Origin of the sequence: Streptomyces sp. SS1-1, assembly GCF_008973465.1 — a bacterium.
Classification (GTDB): domain Bacteria; phylum Actinomycetota; class Actinomycetes; order Streptomycetales; family Streptomycetaceae; genus Streptomyces.
Genome location: NZ_WBXN01000004.1, coordinates 2,239,018 through 2,260,960, shown reverse-complemented (window position 1 = coordinate 2,260,960; position 21,943 = coordinate 2,239,018). Strand labels below are relative to the sequence as shown.

At 71.8% G+C, this 21,943-nt stretch carries 17 protein-coding genes; 9 read left to right on the top strand and 8 right to left on the bottom strand.

Going from position 1 to position 21,943, the window contains the following annotated elements; all coding sequences use genetic code 11:
- Positions 1-3: 3 nt before the first annotated feature.
- The 3 genes from F8R89_RS11485 to F8R89_RS11475 form a co-directional block, all read right to left on the bottom strand.
- Positions 4-1,806, bottom strand: a complete 1,803-nt coding sequence (locus F8R89_RS11485; protein WP_413251249.1) for a CDP-alcohol phosphatidyltransferase — start codon at positions 1,804-1,806, stop codon at positions 4-6.
- 155 nt (positions 1,807-1,961) lie between these two features.
- A complete protein-coding gene (locus F8R89_RS11480; protein WP_151783888.1) occupies positions 1,962-3,902 on the bottom strand; it encodes a glycogen debranching N-terminal domain-containing protein in 1,941 nt (646 codons plus the stop codon).
- The gene (locus F8R89_RS11475; RefSeq protein WP_225994368.1) at positions 3,899-5,350 is read right to left on the bottom strand and encodes an MGH1-like glycoside hydrolase domain-containing protein; all 1,452 of its coding nucleotides are present in this window, start codon (positions 5,348-5,350) and stop codon (positions 3,899-3,901) included. Before F8R89_RS11475 ends, F8R89_RS11480 begins: the two co-directional genes overlap by 4 nt.
- A 121-nt stretch (positions 5,351-5,471) precedes the next feature.
- Between F8R89_RS11475 and F8R89_RS11470 the strand changes: the two genes are divergently transcribed.
- The 3 genes from F8R89_RS11470 to F8R89_RS11460 all read left to right on the top strand — a co-directional run bounded on the left by F8R89_RS11470 (position 5,472) and on the right by F8R89_RS11460 (position 10,523).
- Positions 5,472-6,668 carry an ROK family transcriptional regulator gene (locus tag F8R89_RS11470; RefSeq protein ID WP_151783887.1) on the top strand — a complete coding sequence of 399 codons (1,197 nt, stop codon included), beginning with the start codon at positions 5,472-5,474 and terminating at the stop codon, positions 6,666-6,668.
- 406 nt (positions 6,669-7,074) lie between these two features.
- Complete coding sequence (gene ppdK / locus F8R89_RS11465; protein WP_151783886.1) at positions 7,075-9,795, top strand: pyruvate, phosphate dikinase; 2,721 nt, start codon at positions 7,075-7,077, stop codon at positions 9,793-9,795.
- Positions 9,796-10,127: 332 nt separating this feature from the next.
- On the top strand, positions 10,128-10,523 hold the full coding sequence (locus tag F8R89_RS11460; RefSeq protein ID WP_225994367.1) for a hypothetical protein: 396 nt from the start codon (positions 10,128-10,130) through the stop codon (positions 10,521-10,523).
- 133 nt (positions 10,524-10,656) lie between these two features.
- Here F8R89_RS11460 and F8R89_RS11455 read toward each other — a convergent pair whose 3' ends face one another.
- Positions 10,657-11,457, bottom strand: coding sequence for a GntR family transcriptional regulator (locus F8R89_RS11455; RefSeq protein ID WP_151783885.1), 801 nt, complete (start codon positions 11,455-11,457; stop codon positions 10,657-10,659).
- A gap of 240 nt (positions 11,458-11,697) precedes the next feature.
- Between F8R89_RS11455 and F8R89_RS11450 the strand changes: the two genes are divergently transcribed.
- On the top strand, positions 11,698-12,150 hold the full coding sequence (locus F8R89_RS11450; RefSeq protein ID WP_151783884.1) for an ATP-binding protein: 453 nt from the start codon (positions 11,698-11,700) through the stop codon (positions 12,148-12,150).
- A gap of 115 nt (positions 12,151-12,265) precedes the next feature.
- On the top strand, positions 12,266-12,751 hold the full coding sequence (locus F8R89_RS11445; protein ID WP_151783883.1) for a hypothetical protein: 486 nt from the start codon (positions 12,266-12,268) through the stop codon (positions 12,749-12,751).
- Between the two features lie 43 nt (positions 12,752-12,794).
- Here the strand turns inward: F8R89_RS11445 and F8R89_RS11440 are convergent, their stop codons facing one another.
- Complete coding sequence (locus F8R89_RS11440) at positions 12,795-13,598, bottom strand: response regulator transcription factor (RefSeq protein ID WP_192806356.1); 804 nt, start codon at positions 13,596-13,598, stop codon at positions 12,795-12,797.
- Positions 13,599-13,817: 219 nt separating this feature from the next.
- Between F8R89_RS11440 and F8R89_RS11435 the strand changes: the two genes are divergently transcribed.
- The 4 genes from F8R89_RS11435 to F8R89_RS11420 all read left to right on the top strand — a co-directional run bounded on the left by F8R89_RS11435 (position 13,818) and on the right by F8R89_RS11420 (position 17,721).
- A complete protein-coding gene (locus F8R89_RS11435) occupies positions 13,818-14,426 on the top strand; it encodes a carbonic anhydrase (protein ID WP_151783882.1) in 609 nt (202 codons plus the stop codon).
- Positions 14,423-16,087, top strand: a complete 1,665-nt coding sequence (locus F8R89_RS11430; RefSeq protein WP_151783881.1) for a SulP family inorganic anion transporter — start codon at positions 14,423-14,425, stop codon at positions 16,085-16,087. The genes F8R89_RS11435 and F8R89_RS11430 overlap by 4 nt, the downstream gene beginning before the upstream one ends.
- Before the next feature lie 176 nt (positions 16,088-16,263).
- Positions 16,264-16,728 carry an excalibur calcium-binding domain-containing protein gene (locus F8R89_RS11425; RefSeq protein WP_151783880.1) on the top strand — a complete coding sequence of 155 codons (465 nt, stop codon included), beginning with the start codon at positions 16,264-16,266 and terminating at the stop codon, positions 16,726-16,728.
- Positions 16,729-16,794: 66 nt separating this feature from the next.
- Entirely contained in the window at positions 16,795-17,721 is a 927-nt protein-coding gene (locus tag F8R89_RS11420) for an oxidoreductase (RefSeq protein WP_151783879.1), read from the top strand.
- Positions 17,722-17,731: 10 nt separating this feature from the next.
- Here F8R89_RS11420 and nirD read toward each other — a convergent pair whose 3' ends face one another.
- The 3 genes from nirD to F8R89_RS11405 are packed head-to-tail and all read right to left on the bottom strand — an operon-like array spanning position 17,732 to position 21,902.
- Positions 17,732-18,082, bottom strand: coding sequence for a nitrite reductase small subunit NirD (nirD, locus tag F8R89_RS11415; RefSeq protein WP_151783878.1), 351 nt, complete (start codon positions 18,080-18,082; stop codon positions 17,732-17,734).
- Positions 18,079-20,691 (bottom strand): nitrite reductase large subunit NirB, encoded by a 2,613-nt coding sequence (gene nirB, locus F8R89_RS11410; protein ID WP_151783877.1) that lies wholly within the window; start codon positions 20,689-20,691, stop codon positions 18,079-18,081. Before nirB ends, nirD begins: the two co-directional genes overlap by 4 nt.
- Complete coding sequence (locus tag F8R89_RS11405) at positions 20,691-21,902, bottom strand: NAD(P)/FAD-dependent oxidoreductase (protein ID WP_151783876.1); 1,212 nt, start codon at positions 21,900-21,902, stop codon at positions 20,691-20,693. The genes nirB and F8R89_RS11405 overlap by 1 nt, the downstream gene beginning before the upstream one ends.
- Positions 21,903-21,943 lie beyond the last annotated feature (41 nt).

Genomic DNA, 21,943 nt, shown 5'->3' with positions numbered 1-21,943 from the left:
GGGTCAGCCCTTCGACGGGTGCGGGGTCGAGCCGAACGCCGTCAGGAACCGGTCCCGGAAGGCGTCCATCCGCCACACCGGGGCGTCCTTCGCGGGCTTCAGGCCCTCCGTCCAGTGCCAATCGGCGATCTTCTCCAGCACCTTCGGGTCCTTCGCCACCACCGTGACCGGGACGTCACGGCTCGCCCGCTCGCCGCTGACCCGGGCGATCGGCTGATGGTCGCCGAGGAAGACGAGCACGGTGTCCTTCGTCCCGTAGCGCTCCAGCCACTGCGTGAGGCTGGTGACCGAGTACTGGATCGAGCGGCCGTACTCCTTCCGGGACGCGGTCGAGTCGGTGAGGATGTCCGACGGCCTGCGCCCCGCCTTCTCGATCGGCCCGAACACCGAGCCGTCGCCGACGTCGTCCCAGTCGACCATCTCCGGGATCGGCGCCCACGGCTGGTGGCTGGACGTCAGGATGACGAACGACATCAGCGGCCGGTCGTGCGGGCGCCCGTGCACCTGCCGCTGGAACGCCTCCAGCGCGTACTGGTCCGGCATCGTCGACCAGCTGAACTTCGGCCCCTCGTACCCGAGCCGATGGGCGTCGTACACCCGGTCCAGGCCGTACCACTCCGACTCCGGCCAGCCCTTCTGCACCCCGGGCATCACCCCGACCGTGTCCCAGGCGCCGCTCTTCTGGAAGGCGCGGGTCAGCGTGAGGTGGTCGCCCGCGGTGACGGTCCGGTAGCGCCGCTGGTTGTCGATCCACAGGCCCGACATGGTCGTGGAGTGCCCGAGCCAGCTGCTCCCGCCGTACGTCGCCGACGTCAGCCACCCGCTGCGCGCCCGATAGCCCGCCGTCGCCAGCGCCTGCGTGCCCGCGTCGAGGGTACGGCCCACCCCGGGCGCCATGACCGGGTCCTCCAGGGCGCTGCGGCCGTAGCTCTCGATGAACGTGAAGATCACGTCCTTGCCCCGCAGACCGCGCAGCAGCTGGTCGGGCGGCGTGTTCCCGAACGTGTCCGCCTTGGCGGTCTCGGCGAACGCGGCCTCGTCCCGCAGCGACTCCACCGTCCGCACCGCGTGCGTCTTGAGGACGCCGGCCGCGCGGTCGGACGCCACCGGCAGCCCCGCCAGCTGCAACCCCAGCGCGGCGCAGACGACCCAGACCACCCCGGCGGCGAGCGCGCCCCGGCCGGCCCGGACCCGGTGCCGGGCCAGCACGTTCGCCAGCCGGACCGTGGCCGCCGCCAGCACGGCGATCAGCAGCAGCGCCAGCACGACGAGGCCGACCGCCGCTCCGGTCGCCACGGCCCCGCCGAGGGTGTCGGCGACGTACGACTTGGCGTCCGGCAGCAGGCTCCAGTCCAGCGCGGCGTTGAAGCCGCGGCCCAGGTATTCGTGGAAGCCCATGTCGAGCAGGTTCAGCAGCGTCACCACGGCCAGCCCCACCCCGTACACCACCGCCGCCACCAGCCGTGGCCGCCGCGGCAGGACGACCACCACGGCCACACCGAGGATCGCCTCCGCCGGGACCCGGGTGAACCGGTCCGGCCGCAGCCCGGGGAACGTGTTCGGCAGGAGCAGCGCCCCGATCACGAGCAGCGCGGCGAGCGCCGTGACCGACAGGCTCAGGACCCGGGCGGCCGTGGGATACCGGGTGCGCCAGGCACGGAGGCGGGCGAGACGGGACCCGGAGGCGGGCGGGTCCTCCTCGGGAGCCCCCACGGTCCCTTCCGCGCCTTCGCTCTCCGCCGAGGCCGCCGCTCCGGTGGAGTCGTCGTCGGGGCGGCGTCGGCTGAGGCGTGTGAAGACAGGCACCCGGAGGTCCTTCCCGTACGAAAGCCGGTGGGGTGGCGGACCCGGCGTGGGGGCCCGGGTCCGCCACCGTTCCGTACGGGCGGGTGACCTGGTGCGTTCAGGCGGCCGGGCCGGGACCCGGCAAACAGCGCGCACACACTCGGCCAACTCCGGTGTCAGGCGCCCCCGACGGCCGTCAGGAGCGCCAACGGGGCCGCCGCCGAACGGGATTCACGGAGACACGCGTGCGGGTACGGCACCGGGCCCGCCGGATGCGTGTCGCGGCCGTAGCCCGCGATGACCTCCGGCAGCCGGTGCCCGGTCGCCGTCGCCGCGTCGACGAGCCCGTGCGCGACCGTGCGTGCCTCGTCGTGCAGCCCGTAGCGGGCCAGGCCCAGGGCGATCAGCGCGTTGTCGTGCGGCCAGACCGAACCCCGGTGGTAGGAGAGGGGGTGATAGGCCGCCTGACCGGAGGCCAGCGTGCGCACGCCCCAGCCCGAGAAGAAGTCCGGCTCCAGCAGCCGCCGGCCCACCGCCTCCCCGTACTCCTTGTCCAGCAGCCCCGACCACAGCAGATGCCCCGCGTCCGACGCCAGCGCGTCGAGCCGGTTGCCGTCGCCGTCGAGGGCCAGCGCGGGGAAGTCGTGCTCCCGCATCCAGAAGTCCCGCTGGAAGCGGTCGCGCAGATCGGCGGCCGCCTGCTCCAGCAGCGCCGCGTACGTCTCGTCGGCCCACACCGTGCGCGCGAGCACCGCCGTGCGGCGCAGGGCGTCGTACGCGTAGCCCTGGGCGCCCGCGGCCATCACCGGGCCGCCGGGGCGGGTGCCGTCCGCCGAACAGATGGCGCCGGGGGAGTCCTTCCAGTTCTGGTTGGCGAGGCCGCCCCGGTCGGCGCGGTACACCAGGTAGCCGCGCGAGGTCAGCCCTCCGTGGTCCAGCATCCAGCCGACCGCCGCGCGGGCGTGCGGCTCCAGGCGCCGGGCCAGGGCGGTGTCCCCGGTCCGCTCCACGTACGCGCCGAGGACGACGAGGAAGAGGGGCGTGGCGTCGACCGAGCCGTAGTACCGGGCGTACGGCACCTGCCCGAAGTGCGCCAGCTCGCCGTGCCGCACCTCGTGCACGATCTTGCCGGGCTGGGCGACGGACTCGGCGTCGGTCGTCGTCGCCTGCGTCGCCGCCAGGGCGGACAGCACGGCGGCGGCCGGCCGCGGGTGGTACGGCAGCGCGAACAGCGAGGTCAGCAGCGCGTCCCGGCCCAGCATCGTCAGGAACCAGGGGGCACCGGCCGCCGGCACCCGCAGGTCCTCCCCGTCGAGGCCGGTCGCCGGGACCTGGAGCGCGGCCAGGTCCGCCAGCCCCCGGGCGCACGCGGCGGCCAGCTCGGGCCAGCCGGTCGGGAAGGCGACGCCCTCCACGAACTCGCTCTCCTGCGCCAGCAGTTGACCGGCGAGCGCGCCGGGGGAGCGGGGCACGCGTAAGGCCCGCGCGTCCCCGTGCGGGCGGGCCATCACCCGCAGCGTCAGCTCGGTGGTGCCGTGCGGTTCGAGGTCCAGGGACCACACCAGGCGGCGGGCGCCGGTCCCGGTCTCCTCGACGGCGTCCGGCTCCGGCTCGGCCGTCACGGTCGTCGTCGACCGCCAGGTGCCGCGCCGGTAGCCGAACTCCACGCCGTGGTCGAGGACGTGGCGGGAACGGGTGGCGCCGGACTTCACGTAGGTGCGGTGGTCGGAGCGCAGTTCGAACTGGTCGGCGAAGTCGGCGTCGGCGGTGACCGCGAGACGGATCGTCGTCGGGACGGGCCGGTTGCTGGTCACCCGCAGGCACTCCACGAACGACCCGTCCCCCACGCCCTGTTCACGGAAGAGGGTGTACGCGGGCGGCTCCGAGCGCCCGCCGCGCGGGACCAGGACACAGCGCGCGGTGTCCCCCTCGGCGACCGGGGTCAGCGCCTCGGGCACCGCCCCGTCCACGGTGAGCTGCCAGCGGCTGAGGTGCCGGGCGTCGCGGACGAACAACCCGTCCGGGGAGCCGATGCCCCGCACCCCGCTGATGTCCCCGCCGTCGCCGACGGCCGCGAACGTCCCCCCGTACACGAGCAGATGATGCCGGTCCGTCATCGCCGGTCCCCTCCCTTGACTCCCTTGAGTTCCCTGACGTCCTCGAACTCCCCGGCGGTGGCCGCGCCGGGACCGCCGGCCCCGTCGGCCCCGTCGTGCAGCAGATCGAGGGTGAGCGCGGCGGTCCAGCCGAAGCCGGTCGCCCCGCAGGCGGCGCCGGTGTACGGGTCGACGTACTCGGCGAAGTCCGAGGCGGCGGCGAGGTCCAGCAGGGCCGTGCGCAGGGCGCGGGCCCGCTCGTGCTCGCCGTGCACGCGCAGGCCCCGCTCCAGCAGCCAGCCGGTGTTGAACCAGGCCGGGCCGCGCCAGTAGCGGTGCGGGTCGAAGGCCTCGCCGAGCAGGTCGTACGACGGGGCGAGGCGGGTCGTCGTGCCGAGGCCGAAGTGCGGGCCGTGGGCCGTGCGCACCAGGCGGGCCGTGATGTCCCGGGGCAGCGTCGGCAGCAGCAGCGGGATCAGCCCCGACACACAGCGCTCGGGGATCAGGCCGCCGCCGCGCACGTCCCGGCAGAGGAACATCCCGCGCGCCGGATCCCAGGTCCGCTCGATCAGCGCCGCCGTGAGCCGCTCGGCGCGCGCCCACCGGGCCGTGCCGGTCGCGCCGAGCTCCCGCGCGATCCGGGCGAGCGCCTGCTCGGAGGCGATCAGCAGCGCGTTGAACGCCGGGTCCTCGACGGCGAACTCGCCGCCTCCGTCGGCGTATCCGCCGTCCCGGTAGTCGGCGGCCAGCCGCACGTACCGCCCGTAGTCCAGGTCCGTGGGACGGTCCTCGGGCGAGCCGTGGTCGAGGTCGGCGCGGCGGAAGGTACGGGCCGGGGCCGGGGTGACCCGGGAGAGCGGGGCGTCCCAGGCCGGGCTGTTGTCCATGCCCTGCTCCCAGGGGTGCACGACCGACGCCAGACCGCCGCCGCCCAGGTCGCGGCGGTGCAGCAGATAGCGGTGCCAGGCGGCCAGCCGGGGATACACCCGGGTGAGGAAGCCGCGCGCCCGCGACAGCCCGGGGTCCGCGCGGTGCACCAGCCAGGCCGCCAGGGCGTGCACCGGTGGTTGCACGATGCCGGAGGTCTGTACGGTGCGCGGGGCGCCCGCCGCGCGCCCCGCGGTGGAGGAGCGCCAGAAGTCGGGGCTCGGGAAGTACGCGTCGAGCGGGACGGAGGGGTTGAACACGATGTGCGGGATCCGCCCGTCGCCCCACTGGGCGCCGAGCAGCGTCTCCAGCTCGGTCTGCGCCCGTAACGGCGAGACGTGCCGCAGGCCGATCGCGATGAACGCCGAGTCCCAGGACCACTGGTGGGGATACAGACTGCGGGCGGGCACCGTGGAGCCGCCGGTCCAGTTCTCCGCCAGCACGCGGGCCGCCCTGACGTGCGTCCCGGCCGGGTCCGGGGGTGGATCGTATGCGATGTCAGCTGCCGTGCGAAGCGCCGTGAGTTGGGCGGTGCGATCCACTCGGGACTCCCCGAAAGACATCCGGCCGACCGGGTTCGGTCAGGGCCACCGTAGAGTTACGTCTATTTAACACGCAAAACTCAATATGTAATGCAAGCTTGAGAAACACAAGGGGGTGTGCATGAGCGCACGGGGTCAGGTCAGCGCCGGGGAACTGCTCCAGCTGGTGCGGAGCGGACGGGCCGTCACACGCGGTGCGCTCCAGCAGGCCACCGGGCTGTCCCGGGCCACCGTCGGACAGCGCCTGGACCGGCTGTTCCGGGCGGGCTGGCTGCGCGAGGGCGCCGGGGGACCGGTGGACTCGCCGCTCGGCGGACGCCCCTCCATCACCCTGGAGTTCGACGACTCCCACGCCGTCGTCCTCGCCGCCGACCTGGAGACGCGGCACGCGCGCGCCGCCGTCCTGACGCTGACCGGCGAGATCCTCGCCGAGCACAGCGGCACCCTGGTCGTCGAGGACGGGCCGGACGCGGTGCTGGGCGACCTCGGCCGCTGGTTCGGCGAGCTGCTGGAGAAGTCCGGACACCGCGCCGAGGAGGTCTGCGGCATCGGGCTCGCGGTCCCCGGACCCGTCGACACCGACTCCGGACGCGTCGTCCAGCCGCCGATCATGCCGGGCTGGGACGGCTACGACATAAGAGGGCGGCTGGCCAGAGCCTTCATCGAGGCCACGGGCGCCCCGCGGGTCCCGGTCCTGGTCGACAACGACGCCAACCTCATGGCGTACGGCGAACAGCGCACCCACTTCCCGGACTGCTCCGCGTTCGTGCTGGTCAAGGTCTCCACCGGTATCGGCGCCGGGGTCGTCGTGGACGGCTCGCTCTTCCGGGGCGTCGACGGGGGCGCCGGCGACATCGGGCACATCCGGATCGGTGCGGAGGCGCGCTGCCGGTGCGGTTCGTACGGCTGTCTCGCCGCCGTCGCGAGCGGCGGCGCCGTGGCCCGGCGGCTCGCCGAGGACGGGGTGCCGGCCGCCTCCGGCTCGGACGTACGGGATCTGCTCGCGTCCGGGCACCCGGCGGCGTCCGCGCTGGCCCGGGAGGCCGGACGGCAGGTCGGGGACGTCCTGGCGACCGTGGTGACGCTGCTGAACCCCGGGGTGCTGATGGTCGCCGGGGATCTGGCCGGGACGGCGTTCCTCACGGGGGTGCGGGAGCTGCTGTACCAGCGGGCGCTGCCGCGCTCCACCGCTCATCTGCACGTGGTGACCTCGCGGCTGGGGGAGCGGGCCGGTCTGGTGGGCGCCGGGGCGCTGGTCGTGGAGCATCTGTACGCGCCGGAGCGGGTGGAGGAACGGCTGGTGGCGCTGGGGGTGTGACGCCGGCGTTTCTGTCCCGCGACGGCGTCCGCATGGTGAAATCCGGGTCCCTGTGGCAGCGTGATTCTCGCCACCCTTGATAAGGGTGACGCTCAGATGAGCGGATCTTGAGCGGCTGCACTTCTCCAAAGGGTGGCACTCCGTGCCACCCTTTGATCGTTCATCGATCGAACTCAGACGTGCGGTAAGCCCGCTCATGTGAGCGGTACTGCCTGCTTCTGCAGGGTGGTGTGTTCAAGAAGTGAAAACATGAGGCCGTCCTGGCTTGCCAAGCTTTGACTTTCGATCCACTGGCGGACGGGTGGTTACAGGCGTATGACGCGTCGGTGGACGTACCCAGGCGCCTTCGATCTGGGTATGTTCCTCGCCGTCAGGGCAGCCACCACGTCCTCGAGGGAGTCGAGCCGTGTCGGAAAACAAAGATCCTCACGTAACGAAGTTCGTTTACGACTTCACCGAGGGAAACAAGGACCTCAAGGACCTCCTGGGTGGCAAGGGCGCCAACCTCGCCGAGATGACCAACCTGGGACTTCCCGTACCTCCCGGCTTCACCATCACCACCAAAGCCTGCAAGGTCTACCTCGACAGCGGCGAGGAGCCGGCGGCACTGCGTGACGAGGTGAGTGCGCACCTCGACGCCCTCGAGCAGAAGATGGGCAAGAAGCTCGGCCAGGCCGACGACCCGCTGCTGGTCTCGGTCCGCTCCGGCGCGAAGTTCTCGATGCCCGGCATGATGGACACCGTCCTCAACATCGGTCTCTCCGACAAGTCGGTGCAGGGCCTCGCCAAGCAGGCCGGCGACGACCGCTTCGCGTGGGACTCCTACCGCCGGCTCATCCAGATGTTCGGCAAGACCGTCCTCGGCGTCGACGGCGACCTCTTCGAGGAGGCGCTGGAGAAGGCCAAGGAGGTCAAGAAGGTCACGGTCGACACCGACCTGGAGGCCGCGGACCTCAAGAAGCTGGTCACGGCCTTCAAGAAGATCGTCAAGAAGGAGGCCGGCCGGGACTTCCCGCAGGACCCGCGCGAGCAGATGGACCTCGCCATCAAGGCGGTCTTCGACTCGTGGAACGGCGACCGCGCGAAGCTGTACCGCCGCCAGGAGCGCATCCCGCACGACCTCGGCACCGCCGTCAACGTCTGCTCGATGGTCTTCGGCAACCTCGGCCCCGACTCCGGCACCGGCGTCGCCTTCACCCGCGACCCCGCCTCCGGCCACCAGGGCGTCTACGGCGACTACCTCCAGAACGCGCAGGGCGAGGACGTCGTCGCGGGCATCCGCAACACCGTGCCGCTCGCCGAGCTGGAGACGATCGACAAGAAGTCGTACGACCAGCTGATGCAGATCATGGAGACGCTGGAGAACCACTACAAGGACCTCTGCGACATCGAGTTCACGATCGAGCGCGGTCAGCTGTGGATGCTCCAGACCCGCGTCGGCAAGCGGACCGCGGGAGCCGCGTTCCGCATCGCCACGCAGCTCGTCGACCAGGGCCTGATCGACGAGACGGAGGCTCTGCAGCGGGTGAACGGCGCCCAGCTCGCTCAGCTGATGTTCCCCAAGTTCGACGAGCAGGCCAAGGTCCAGCAGGTCGGCCGCGGCATCGCGGCGTCGCCGGGCGCGGCGGTCGGCAAGGCGGTCTTCGACTCGTACACGGCCGTCAAGTGGTCGCGTTCGGGCGAGAAGGTCATCCTGGTCCGCCGTGAGACGAACCCCGACGACCTCGACGGCATGATCGCGGCGGAGGGCATCCTCACCTCCCGCGGTGGCAAGACGTCCCACGCGGCCGTCGTCGCGCGCGGCATGGGCAAGACCTGTGTCTGCGGCGCGGAGGAGCTGGAGGTCGACACCAAGCGCCGCCGGATGACGGTGCCCGGCGGACACGTCGTCGAGGAGGGCGACGTGATCTCCATCGACGGCTCCAGCGGCAAGGTCTACCTGGGCGAGGTCCCGGTCGTCCCGTCCCCGGTCGTCGAGTACTTCGAGGGCCGGATGCACGCGGGTGCCAGCGACGCCGACGAACTGGTCGAGGCCGTGCACCGGATCATGGCGTTCGCCGACCGCAAGCGCAGCCTGCGGGTGCGCGCCAACGCCGACAACGCCGAGGACGCGCTGCGCGCCCGCCGGTTCGGCGCCCAGGGCATCGGCCTGTGCCGCACCGAGCACATGTTCCTCGGCGACCGCCGTGAGCTGGTCGAACGCCTGATCCTCGCGGACACGCAGGAGGACCGCGAGGCGGCCCTCGCGGAACTGCTGCCGCTGCAGAAGAAGGACTTCGTCGAACTCTTCTCGGCGATGGACGGCCTCCCGGTGACGGTCCGCCTCCTGGACCCGCCGCTGCACGAGTTCCTGCCGGACATCACCGAGCTGTCGGTCCGCGTGGCCCTGGCGGAGTCCCGCCAGGAGCCCCACGAGAACGAACTGCGCCTGCTCCAGGCCGTGCACCGCCTGCACGAGCAGAACCCGATGCTGGGCCTGCGCGGCGTACGCCTCGGCCTGGTCATCCCCGGACTGTTCACCATGCAGGTCCGGGCGATCGCGGAGGCGGCCGCCGAGCGCAAGAACGCCAAGGGCGACCCGCGCGCCGAGATCATGATCCCGCTCGTCGGCACGGTCCAGGAGCTGGAGATCGTCCGCGAGGAGGCCGACGCGGTCATCGCGGAGGTCGAGGCGGCGACCGGCACCAAGCTGAAGCTGTCGATCGGCACGATGATCGAGCTGCCGCGCGCCGCGCTGACGGCGGGCCAGATCGCCGAGGCGGCGGAGTTCTTCTCCTTCGGCACGAACGACCTCACCCAGACGGTGTGGGGCTTCAGCCGCGACGACGTGGAGGCCTCCTTCTTCACGGCCTACCTGGAGAAGGGCATCTTCGGCGTCAGCCCCTTCGAGACGATCGACAAGGACGGCGTCGGCTCCCTGGTCGCCGCCGCCGCGAAGGCCGGCCGCGCCACCCGCCCCGACCTGAAGCTCGGCGTCTGCGGCGAGCACGGCGGCGACCCGGAGTCCGTCCACTTCTTCCACGAGGTCGGCCTGGACTACGTCTCCTGCTCCCCGTTCCGCATCCCGGTGGCCCGCCTCGAGGCCGGCCGCGCGGCGACGCAGTCGGAGGGCAGCGACCACCGCTGACCCCAGTGGGCCGGCGCCGGCCGCTGCCCCACCCCCGAACCCGGAGTCGCCGTCCGTCCCCGACCCTCAACACCGATGGGCGGCGACTCCGGAGCACGAAGAAGGGCGGCACCCGTGCGGGGGTGCCGCCCTTTCGTGCGTCAACTGCGAAACCGCAAAGGCGCGTCGCTAGTCAGGTCATACGAGGTTCGGTGGCATTGGCTGCCGTTGAACCCGTGCGAGAGTGCGGTGCCCTTGTTGTGCCCTTGGGCACCGTTGAAGTTGGGCCTGTCCGATGGGTCGTATGAGCTGAACGGGGACGTGGCCTACTGTTCGCTGAACGGAGGGGCCGCATGACGCGCGATACAGCTGAAGCAGAGGCGGGGATGAAGGGGATCACGTTTCCTGCCTGGCACGGAAAGCACTACGTGACGCTGGCTGAGCTACTCGTTCGCCTCGGCAGCTTCGGCCTGGGCCTGACCTGGCGCGTCGAGTTCGACGAGATCGTCGATCCTCGCTGTGTCGAGATGGAGAGACGGTCCGCCGACGCCGGCATGGACACGTTGACCTTGTTGTCGCTGACGACCCCCTTCCTTCAGTTGATCGACGCCGAAGCACGTGGATTCGCCGAGGAGAGGCTGGTGCTCGTCCTGACCGAATGCGACAGTTCCTCCTGGGACATCAAGGCTGTTGACGAGCGCGTACTCAACGAACTTCGCCACCACTACCCGGGTGCCGAGGATCTCTGAACGGGGCACTTCACTCCGGACGCAGCCATGAGCGGATCGCTGCCACGGTGACCGGTCCGTCAGTCTTTGACCTGGCGTCAGGCGAGTACACGCCAGGCGACAAGATCCCCTCGGGAACTACGGTAGGTCTGAATCAGGCCGGGTCGCCAGGTGCTGTGTCGGTGTTCGTGAGGTCAGCGTCTGCGGCGAAGTCGTATTCCAAAACGTAGGACGAGGCGTCCAGAGTCATCTCGTTGACCTCGACGGGGCGGCCTTCGCCGGTGAACGCGGTGCGGCAGATGAGGATGACCGGGGTGCCCGGGGTCAGGGCCAGTTGAGTCAGTTCGTCCGGCGACGGCATGCGTGAGCGGATCTCCTCGCGGAAGTGCACCGGCTCCTGGCCGAGTTCGGCGAGTCTGGCGTAGGTGCCGCCCGGCCCGGTGTCCTCCTCGGTGATGGCGGACCCGGCCACCAGGGACAGGGGGAGGTAGCTCGTTGCGAGCAGGACCGGCTTGTCGTCCACGACGAAGCGCCGGCGCCTCACGCACACGACGTCTTCGGCGGCCAGATCCAGCACCGCACTGATGTGGGCGGGAGCCATCTCTTCGGACACGGAGATGTGATCGACTTCCAGCACCCTGGACTCGGCGTCCACTGACCAGATCGAGCGGCCGTTGCCCCACTGGTCACGGGCCAGTCGCTGGATGCCGCGTCGGCGGAGCGGGCGGAAGGCCCGGACGAACACGCCGGCTCCCTTCCGGGCCTCGGCGATGCCCTCGTCCCGTAGGACGCCGAGTGCCTGCCGGGCTGTCATGCGGGCCACGCCGTGCGTGGCCATGAGGTCGTTCTCTCCCGGGAGCCGATCACCGGGACCGTACTCGCCCGACCGGATCGCCTCGCGCAAAGTGTCTGCGATCCGCTGGTACTTGGGCCGACGGTCGTCGGTAGCAGCCATCCCGGAACCCTCCTCGCTTCTCTAGACGCCTTAGGCCATAGGTCAGGTGCGGGCTTGCTGCGCGTAGCCGTCCCGTCGCTCATTCCGGCACCCCCTGGACGTTTTCCTTGACATCTCTAGAGAGGTGGCGGGATGGTCCAGATGTCTAGAGAGGTCAACCCGACTGGCCTCTGTCTGAGGCGTGGGGTGCCCTCATGCGGTCTGCGGCGGCTCCCTGCCTGTAGCGAGGAGAAAGCGCTGATGGCGTTTGTGATCGACCGTGACCCCTGTGGCGCATCGCCGAGACTCGGGGCGATGGCCCTGGACCCGGCGCCCGAGTCCGTCTCTCAGGCTCGACGCTGGTTCCGGAAGCTCATCGCCCCGTACGAGCCCGCCTGTTCGGTGGATGACTGCGTTCTGCTGATCTCGGAGCTGGTGACCAACGCGATCCTCTACGGACGGTCCGACGAGGAGCGGGTTGTTCGGGTCGAGTGGTTACGGAAGGGGTCGTCACTGCACGTGGAGGTGCACAACCCGGGATTCCCTGCGAGCGTGCGCCTCAGGCGACCGGACGCCGACGACGCTCACGGCCGTGGGCTGCTCCTGGTCGACTCCATCGCCGCTTCCTGGTACTCCGGGCCAAGCCGCTTCGGCGGAACGGTGGTCTCCTTCGAGTTGGCTGACGCCTGGCCTTCATGCCGTCGCGCACGATGACGGAGAGCCGCATCCGGGGCCTTTGCGCTGGTGCCTTCGGCGGTGTGCGAACCGCCGTAGCCAGCCACAGGTGACGACATCTGGCGTTGTCAGTGGGGCGTGGCAGTCTGCACGCATGATCTCCGTCACCGAGCTCAGGCTCTTCGCCGACTACTTTCAGATTCACGTCGCCGATGCCGAAGGCGACGGTGATCTGAGTGAGGCGTGGACCGCGGAGGCCGTCGCCGATCATCTCGCGGTGGTCGAGGACGCGTTGGGCGTCGGTACCGCCGTCAATGTCCACGTGGCCGTCACAGTCGAGCTTCTTGAAGGCGAACCTCGTGATGACCGCGAAGAGTTCGATCATGTCGTCGAGGGCAGTCTCCGTGTGGCGTCGGGGCGGCTCGTCGTCATGGGGTGTACGGACTACGGCCCGGACGCGGCCACGTTCTCGGTCGCCCCCGGTCGGCATCGGGTTCGGGTGTCCCGGAGCAATCTGGCGCGGGCGATCGAGGCCGACGTCGAGTCGGACGCCAGTCCCGAGACCGTGGAGAGAGTGCGGCTTCAGGTGTGGCCGGGGGTGGCGCGAGCGGTGGACGTTCTCAAGCGGTGGGGTGTGTAGGGCTCACGCCGGTGGTTCCCAGGAGGGGACAGCAGTCGGTGGGTCATGGGGACGGTACTCGCCGGCCGCCGGGTCCCGGTCGCACCGCCAGGCGGAAGCCGACTCCGCGCAGTGTCTGGATCCATGCCGGGTCGCCCAACTTTCGGCGCAAGGAAGCGATGTGGACGTCCAGCGTCTTGGTGGGGCCCTCGTAGTGCGGGTCCCAGACGCGGTCCAGGATCTGTTGCCGCGAGTACACCGCCCCCGGGTCCTCGCTGAGCAGTGCCAGCAGTTCGAACTCCTTCGGGGTGAGGGTGACCGGGATGTCGCCGACCCACACCTGCCGGGTGCGGCGGTCCACGACCAGGGGGCCGGGTGCCGTGTGAGGCGTGGCCTCCTCGTGTGGTGGCGCGGTCGTCTCCGTGCGCAGGCGGTTCATCAGTGTCTGTATGCGTTCCCGGTCCGACGCCGCCCGCGGGGGCCGGGCCTCGTCCGGGGGTGACGGGGCCGTGCGTCGCGTGCGCCGGGTGACCGCCCGTACGCGGGCCACCAGCTCCCGTACGCTGAACGGTTTCGCCAAGTAGTCGTCGGCGCCCAGCTCCAGGCCCAGTACCCGGTCGGCCTCCTCGTCCCGCGCGCTCAGGATGATCACCGGCACGTCCGAGACCTGGCGAATGCCCCGGCACACGTCGATGCCGTCCATGTCCGGCAGGCCGAGGTCGAGCAGGACGACGTCGCCGTACGCGCTGCGCAGGCCCTGCGCCCCGGTGGTCACGTGATCCACCGTCAGCCCGTAGTGCCGCAGCCCCTCCATCAGAGGTTCCGCGATCGTCCTGTCGTCCTCGATGAGCAGCACTCGTATGCCCATACCCATGCCTGTGTCCATGCCCATGCGTTCTGCTCTCCGTGGATTCCGCAGCAATTCCTGCCCTGGGCTCGACACGTTACAAGAACTGATCCTGCACAGGGAGTTGCGGGAGATTGTGGTCAAGGGCTGGACGCGTATTGTCTTTCTCTTAACCTTCCTCTGGGGCAGCCTCCCCTACGGTGCTGTGAACAGGCCGAACTTCCCCCCTAGGAGGCTGCGTTGAAGGCACTGCTGGATCGTGCGCGCTCGTTCAGGCGCTGGGTCGATTTCGAAAGCGGCGAATACCGGAAGCTGGCCGAAGGGCAATATCCCGAGGCGCTCTTCATCACCTGCTCGGATTCCCGGGTCATACCGGCGCTGATTACCGGCGCCCGGCCCGGCGAGATATTCGAGCTGCGTAACGCGGGGAACATCGTGCCGCCGTACGGCTGCCCCGGTCCGTCCGGGGAGGCGGCCACCATCGAGTACGCGCTGGAGGTGCTCGGAGTTCAGGACGTCGTCGTGTGCGGTCACTCACACTGCGGGGCGATGGGCGCCCTGAAGTCCGGCGACGATCTGTCCCGGCTCCCCGGCGTGGACGCCTGGCTGGAGCTGGCGCGCCCCGAGCTGACGCCGGTCCTCGCCTCCGCCTCCGACGACGACCCGTCGCTGCCCGACGTGTCGCAGGGCAACGTCGTCAACCAGCTCGGCGTCCTGCGGTCGTACCCGGTGGTGCGGCAGCGCATGGAGGCCGGGCGGCTGCGGCTGCACGGCTGGTACTACGAGGTCGACACCGGTCAGGTGCACGAGCTGGAGGGCGACGGCCGGTTCCGGGTGCATGCCGCATGAGCGGGGCGCACGCACGCGGCCGGACCCGGAGCCGGCAGGCCCCCGCCCAGACCCGGACCCCGGCGGCGGACCGGCCCGACCTCGTCAACGAGATCACCGCCTCCTTCGTCGTCTTCCTCGTCGCCCTGCCGCTGTGCATCGGCGTCGCCGTCGCCTCCGGTGTCCCCGCCGAACTCGGCATCATCTCCGGTGTCGTCGGCGGCCTGGTCGTCGGCGCGATCCGGGGCAGCACCCTCCAGGTCAGCGGCCCGGCCGCCGGGCTCGCCGCGCTCGTCGCCGAGACGGTGGCCGAGCACGGCCTGGCCCTGCTCGGGGTGATCGTCCTGTGCTCCGGCGTCCTGCAGATCGTCCTCGGCGTCGTCCGGCTCGGCCGGATGTTCCAGGCGATCTCGCTGGCCGTCGTACAGGGGATGCTGGCCGGCATCGGGCTGCCGCTGATGTTCAGCCAGCTCTATCCGATGGCCGACGCCAAGGCGCCCGGCGCCCCCCTCGACAACATGGCGGGCGTCCCGGACCTGATCGCCGCCGTTCTGGCCGATCCGCAGGCCGTGATCGCCACACTGCTCGGCATCGCGACCATCGTGCTCAGCTTCCTGTGGAAGAAGGTCCCCGGGGCGGCCGGCAAGATGCCCGCCGCGCTGGTCGCCGTCGGTGTCGGTATCGCGGTCGCCGCGCTGCCCGGCGTGGAGGTGAAGACCCTTCAGGTGGGCAACCTGCTCGGCTCGGTACGGATGCCGGGGCCCGGGGACTTCGCGGGGCTCGCCGACGTGGCGGTCCTGACCTCCGTCGTCACGTTCACGGTCATCGCCTCCGCCGAGAGCCTGTTCACGGCGGCCGCGGTGGACCGGATGCACAGCGGCCCGCGCACCCGCTACAACACCGAGCTCATCGCCCAGGGCGCCGGCAACACGCTCGCCGGACTGCTCGGGGCCCTGCCGATCACGGCGGTCGTCGCCCGCAGCTCCGCCAACGTCCAGGCCGGTGCGAAGACCCGGCTCTCCCGCACCCTGCACGGCCTGTGGCTGCTGGCCTTCGCGCTGCTGCTGCCGCAGGTGCTGGCGCTCATCCCGATCTCGGTGCTCGCGGGCGTCCTCGTGCACAGCGGCTGGAAGCTGTTCGCGCCGGCGGAGTTCCCCAGGATGTGGCGGCAGGACCGGGGCGAGTTCGTCGTCATGACGGTGACGACCGTGGTCATCGTGGCGACGGCTTTGCTCGAAGGCGTGCTCGTGGGGCTCGCGGCGGGGGTCGTGCTGGCCGCGCTGCGCATGTCGCGGACGGTGATCCGGCAGCACGTCGAGGAGGACACCGCGAAGGTCGTCATGGCCGGCAACGCGACCTTCCTGCGGCTGCCCGAGGTCATCGAGGCCCTGGAGGCGGCCGCCTCCTCCGGCAAGCCCCGTATCCGCCTCGACCTGACCGGGGTGACCCATCTGGACCACGCCTGCCGCAACCAGGTCGAGGAGTTCACGGCACAGCAGCGGGCCGCCGGCCTCCGGGTGGAGCTGCTGATGCCGGGCCCCGCCAGGACGGAGGCGCCCGCCAAGGCCCCGGCGGCGCCCGGCCCGGACGCCGAGTGGTTCTACCTGGACCCGGACCCGGAACCGCTGTCCGTGGACGACATCGTCCATGCGGAGAGCTACCGTCCGGTCACGTCACGTTAGGGTCACGGGTCTCCCATATCGCCCCGGCGCCTCCGTGGCCCGTGGCTAGGTTCGTCACCTCTTGAACCACCTCTCGGAACCGTTCGGGCCACTCGGACCACGCGTGTCACACACGCGCCGTCGTGCCACGTCGCCGTCGCCCGAGCCGTCTCCGAGTCATCAGGGAAGGACCCGCCGTGAACCCGCTCCGCACCCCCGGCGCCCTCGTCGCCGCGCTGGCCCTGGCCGCGCTGCCCGCCACCGCCGCCGCCCACGACGGGAACCACCCGTTCACGAACTGCGCCGAGGCGTACGCCAGCGGGTACTCCGACATCCCCCGCGGCGACCGGCACTACGGGTCCCATCTGGACCGGGACGGCGACGGCCTCGGCTGCGACAGCCCGCCCGCCGGCTTCGTCCCGGCCGACGACAAGGGCTCCGACGACACGGGGGCCGAAGAGACGACGTCCGAGGACAAGGCGTCCGACGACGAGAAGACCGGGGTCGGTGCCGCCGCGGACGACGGCGGCCGGGACGGCACCGACCTCGCCGAGACCGGCGGCTCCGACAGCACCCCGTACATCGCGGCGGGCGGCCTGGTCGCCGTCCTCGCCGGGGGCACGGTGATACTGGCGGTGCAGCGGCGGCGTACGAACCGCTGACGCGCGGCGGGCCGGTCCGGTCGTTCGTAGGCTGGCATGACCGGTACCGCGCGGAAGGAGCCCCACATGTCCCGCTGGAGCCCCCGTGACATCCCCGCCCTCGACGGCCGGACCGCCGTCGTCACCGGGGGCAACGGCGGCATCGGCCTCGCCACGGCACGGGAGCTGGCGGCCCACGGGGCGCGGGTGGTGCTCGCCTGCCGCAGCGAGGCCCGGGGCGCGGCGGCGGGGGACCGGCTGGTGACGGAGGTCCCCGGAGCGCTGGTCGAGGTGCTGCGCCTGGACCTGGCCGACCTCGGCTCGGTGCGCGCGTTCGCGGAGACGTTCCCGTACGGCCGGCTCGACCTGCTGGTGAACAACGCCGGGGTGATGGCCCTGCCGTACGGGACGACGGCCGACGGGTTCGAGACGCAGTTCGGCGTCAACCACCTGGGGCACTTCGCGCTCACCGGACTGCTGCTGCCCCGGCTGCTCGCGACGCCGGGCGCGCGCGTGGTGACCGTCTCCAGCCCGGCGCACCTGATGGGGAACATCGACCTGCGCGACCTCAACAGCGAGCGCCGGTACCGGCGGTGGACCGCCTACGCCCGCTCCAAGTCGGCCAACCTGCTCTTCACCCACGAGCTGGCCCGCAGACTGGCGGCGCGCGACGCGGACGTGGTGGCCGCCGCGGCCCACCCCGGCTACGCGGACACCGGGCTCCAGGCCGCCGGGCCGCGCATGGCGGGCAACCGGACCGGCGAACGGCTCGCGCACCTCGGCAACCGCCTGTTCGCCCAGCCGGCGACGGCGGGCGCGCTGCCGGTCCTGTACGCGGCCACCGCGCCCGGCGTCCGCCCCGACTCCTTCACGGGCCCGGCGTTCCTCGACTGGCGCGGCGCCCCCGCCCCCGCGCGGCGGGCCTCCTGGACGACGGACGACCGGGCGAGCGCCCTGCTGTGGGAGCACTCGGCCCGGCTGACCGGCGTGGACCCCGAGGCCCTGAAGCCCTGACGAAGCTTCGTCAGCCCGCCCGCACCTCGTACGTCGTCACCCGTACCGCCTCGTCGTCCAGGCACTGGCCCGTCTCCAGGTCGAACCGCTGCTTCAGCAGCGGGGAGGCGACGAAGGGCCGGCCCCGGTGCGTGCCGGTCAGGCCGCGGGAGAGGACCGCCGCGCCGCCGAACGGGTCGCGGTTGTCGATGGCGTACAGGCGGCCCGACCGGTCCCGGAACAGGGCCACCTGGCCGCCGTCCGGCAGCAGGGCCGCCACGCCCCGGCCCGGCAGCAGCCGGGAAAGGTCGCAGACCGGCAGCCAGTGGCCGCCCACCCGGACGTGGACCTTCACATCGGTGATCTCGGGAGCCAGGGTCATCGCTGGGCGCTTCCTTCCAGGACGTCGTCGGCGCGGGGACGCAGGCCGATGGACAGCAGGGGCAGGTCGGGCTTGATCTGGCCGCGCTCCGGGACGAAGCCGACGACCGGGTCGGGGGTGTCGGGCGCGTTCACGAAGGACACGAACCGCGCCAGTTTCTCGGGGTCGTTGATGGTCTCGGCCCACTCGTCGCGGTAGTGCGAGACATGGGCCGCCATCAGGGACTCCAGCTCCTCGCAGATGCCGAGGGAGTCCTCCACGACGACCTCGCGGACGTGGTCCAGGCCGCCCGGGATGCGCTCCAGCCACACGCTGGTGCGTTCCAGACGGTCCGCGGTGCGGATGTAGAACATCAGGAACCGATCGATCAGCCGGATCAGTTCGGCGTCGGACAGGTCCTGCGCCAGCAGGTCCGCGTGGCGCGGGGTGGCGCCGCCGTTGCCGCCGACGTACAGGTTCCAGCCGTTGGCGGTGGCGATCACGCCGAAGTCCTTCGACTGGGCCTCCGCGCACTCGCGCTGGCAGCCGGACACCGCCGACTTCAGCTTGTGCGGCGACCTCAGCCCCCGGTACCGCAGCTCCAGGTCGATCGCCATGCGGACCGAGTCCTGCACGCCGTAGCGGCACCAGGTCTGCCCCACACAGGACTTCACCGTGCGCAGCGACTTGCCGTAGGCGTGGCCGGACTCGAAGCCGGCGTCGACGAGCCGGGCCCAGATCAGCGGCAGCTGCTCGACGCGGGCGCCGAACATGTCGATCCGCTGACCGCCGGTGATCTTCGTGTAGAGGCCGAAGTCCCGGGCGATCTCGCCGATCACGATCAGGCCCTCGGGGGTGACCTCGCCGCCGGGGATGCGCGGGACGACCGAATAGGAGCCGTTCTTCTGGAGGTTGGCGAGGAAGTGGTCGTTGCTGTCCTGGAGGGCCGCCTGCTCGCCGTCCAGGACGTAGCCGCTCGCGCCGATCGTGGGGGCGAGGGACGCGATGACCGACGCGACCGTGGGCTTGCAGATCTCGCAGCCGTCGCCGCCGCGGGCGCCGTCGCGGCCGAAGCGGTCCAGCAGGTCCTGGTAGGTGGTGATGCGCAGGGCGAGGACGATCTCGTACAGCTCCTCGCGGGTCTGCGCGAAGCAGCCGCACAGGCCCTTGTCCACCTCGACGCCGGACGCCTCCAGCTCGGCGGTGACGAGCTGGCCGAGCACCTTCACGCAACTGCCGCACCCCGTACCGGCCTTGGTGCACTTCTTCACCTCGGGCACGGTGGTGCAGCTGTGCTCGGTGACCGCGCCGCGGATCGTGCCCTTGGTGACGTTGTGGCAGGAGCAGATCACCGCCTCGTCGGGCAGCGCGGCCGGGCCGAGCTGGGCGGGGGCGCCCGCGCCGGCCGGCAGCACCAGCGACTCGGGGGAGACCGGCGGGACCGAGCCGGTGAACGCCCGGAGCGTGCCGTACGCCTCCGCGTCCCCGACCAGGATGCCGCCGAGCAGGGTGCCGTCCCGGCCGACGACCAGCTTCTTGTACAGGCCCGCGCGGGAGTCGGAGTACACGACGTCCAGGCAGTCCTCGGTGGTGCCGTGCGCGTCGCCGAAGGAGGCCACGTCCACACCGAGCAGCTTCAGCTTGGTGGACAGGTCGGCGCCGGTGAAGGACGCCTCGTCGTCGGCGATCGTCGCGGCGGCCGTCTCCGCCTGCTCGTAGCCGGGGGCGACCAGGCCGTACACCCGGCCGTCCACGGCAAGGGCGCACTCGCCGATCGCGAACACCGACGGGTCGGACACCGTACGGCAGCGCTCGTCGACCGCGATGCCGCCGCGCTCGCCGACCGTGAGGCCGCAGTCGCGGGCCAGCTGGTCGCGGGGGCGGACACCGGCGCTGAACACCACCATGTCGGTGGCGAGTTCGGAGCCGTCGGACAGCTTCATCCCGGTGACGGCACCCGCGTCGTCGACCACGATCTCCTGTGTGCCGACCCCCGTGTGCACGCTCAGGCCCATGTCCTCGATGGTGCGCAGCAGCGCGGCGCCGCCGCCCTCGTCCACCTGCACCGGCATCAGGCGCGGCGCGAACTCCACGATGTGCGCCTCCACCCCGAGCCCCTTGAGCGCGCCGGCGGCCTCCAGGCCCAGCAGTCCGCCGCCGACCACGGCACCGGTGGTGGCGCGGGCCTTCGCGTACTCCTCGATCGCGAGCAGGTCCTCGATCGTGCGGTAGACGAAGCAGCCGTCGGCGTCCTTGTTCGGCACCGGCGGCACGAACGGGTACGAGCCGGTGGCGAGGACGAGTGTGTCGTAGGCGAAGACCTCGCCGGAGCGGGCGGTGACCTTGCGGGCCTCCCGGTCGACGTGGACCGCCGGGTCGCCGACGTACAGCTCGATGCCGTGCGTCTCGATGAACTCCATGTCGGTCAGCGACAGGTCCTCGGGTGTGCGGCCCGAGAAGTACGAGGTGAGCGCCACACGGTCGTACGCCGGACGCGGCTCCTCGCACAGCACGACCACGCGGTGCGTGGCGGTCAGGCCGCGCTCGGCGAGCGCCTCGAGGAAGCGCTGGCCGACCATGCCGTGGCCGACGAGCACGATCGTGGGGGTCGCCCCGGGGGTGGCCGTCATCAGGAGCCTCCATCGTTGGTGAGCAGGTGCAGCAGGGGGGCGTCGCCGGGGAGCGGCTCGGCGCCCTCCCAGGCGCGGGCGAGCGCGCCGACGGTGCCGAGTTCGCCGACGAGGACCCCGCCGACCAGGCGGTCGTCGCGGACGACGACCTTGCGGTAGGTGCCGCGGGTGGCGTCGGCGAGCTGGACGACGTCGTCGCCGGGCCGGGCCTCCGTCTCGCCGAACGCGGCGAGGTCGAAGAAGCCCTCGCCGGCCAGCGTCAGCCGGGTCAGCGCGCGGGTGCCGGTGTAGCGGGCGGCGCCGTCCCCGGCGAGCGAGGCGGCGAGCACGTCGGCCTGTTCCAGCGCGGGCGCGGCGAGCCCGTACACGGTCCCGGCGTGCTGCGCGCAGTCGCCGACGGCCCGGATGTGCGGGTCGGAGGTGCGCAGCTCGTCGTCGACGACGACGCCCTTGGCGACGTCCAGGCCGGCGGCCGTGGCGAGCCCCACCCGGGGGTGCACCCCGCAGGCCAGGACGACGAGGTCGGCGTCGAGCGCGTACCCGTCGGCCATCTCGACCGAGCGGACCGCCCCGCCGACGCAGAGCACGTCCCGGACGCGCAGCTCGGTGTGGACCTCGACGCCGAGGCCGGTCAGATGCCGCCGGACCAGCGCGGAGGCGGCCGGGTCGAGCTGGCGTTCCATCAGCCGCTCGGACTGCTGGGCGAGCACGACCTGGGCGCCGCGCAGCGCCAGCGCCCGGGCCGCGGAGACCCCGAGGAGCCCGCCGCCGATCACGACGGCCCGCACACCGGGCCGGACCGCCTTGGACAGGCCGAGGCAGTCGTCCAGGGTGCGGAAGGCGTGGACGCCCTCCGGCAGCACGTGGGCGGGGGTGAACAGGCCGCGCAGCGGCGGCAGCACCGGGTTGGAGCCGGTGGCCAGGACGAGGGTGCCGTACCCGATCGACCGCCCGTCCTCGAGGCGCACGGCGCGTGCCGTCCGGTCGATGCCGGTGACCCGGCCCCGGACCAGTCCGGCGGGCTCCGGCAGGGCGATCACGTCCGGGCTGTAGCGCCCGGCCAGCACCTCGGCGAGCAGGACCCGGTTGTACGGGCGGTGCTCCTCGTCGCCGACGAGCGTCACGTCCGTGCCGAGCTCGCCGAGCCGCCGGGCGAGCCGTACGCCCGCGAGGCCGGCGCCGATCACCACCACACGCGTATTCGAGGTCATGCCGACGAGCCTGCGGGCCGGGTGTTTCCCGGCAGCATCCC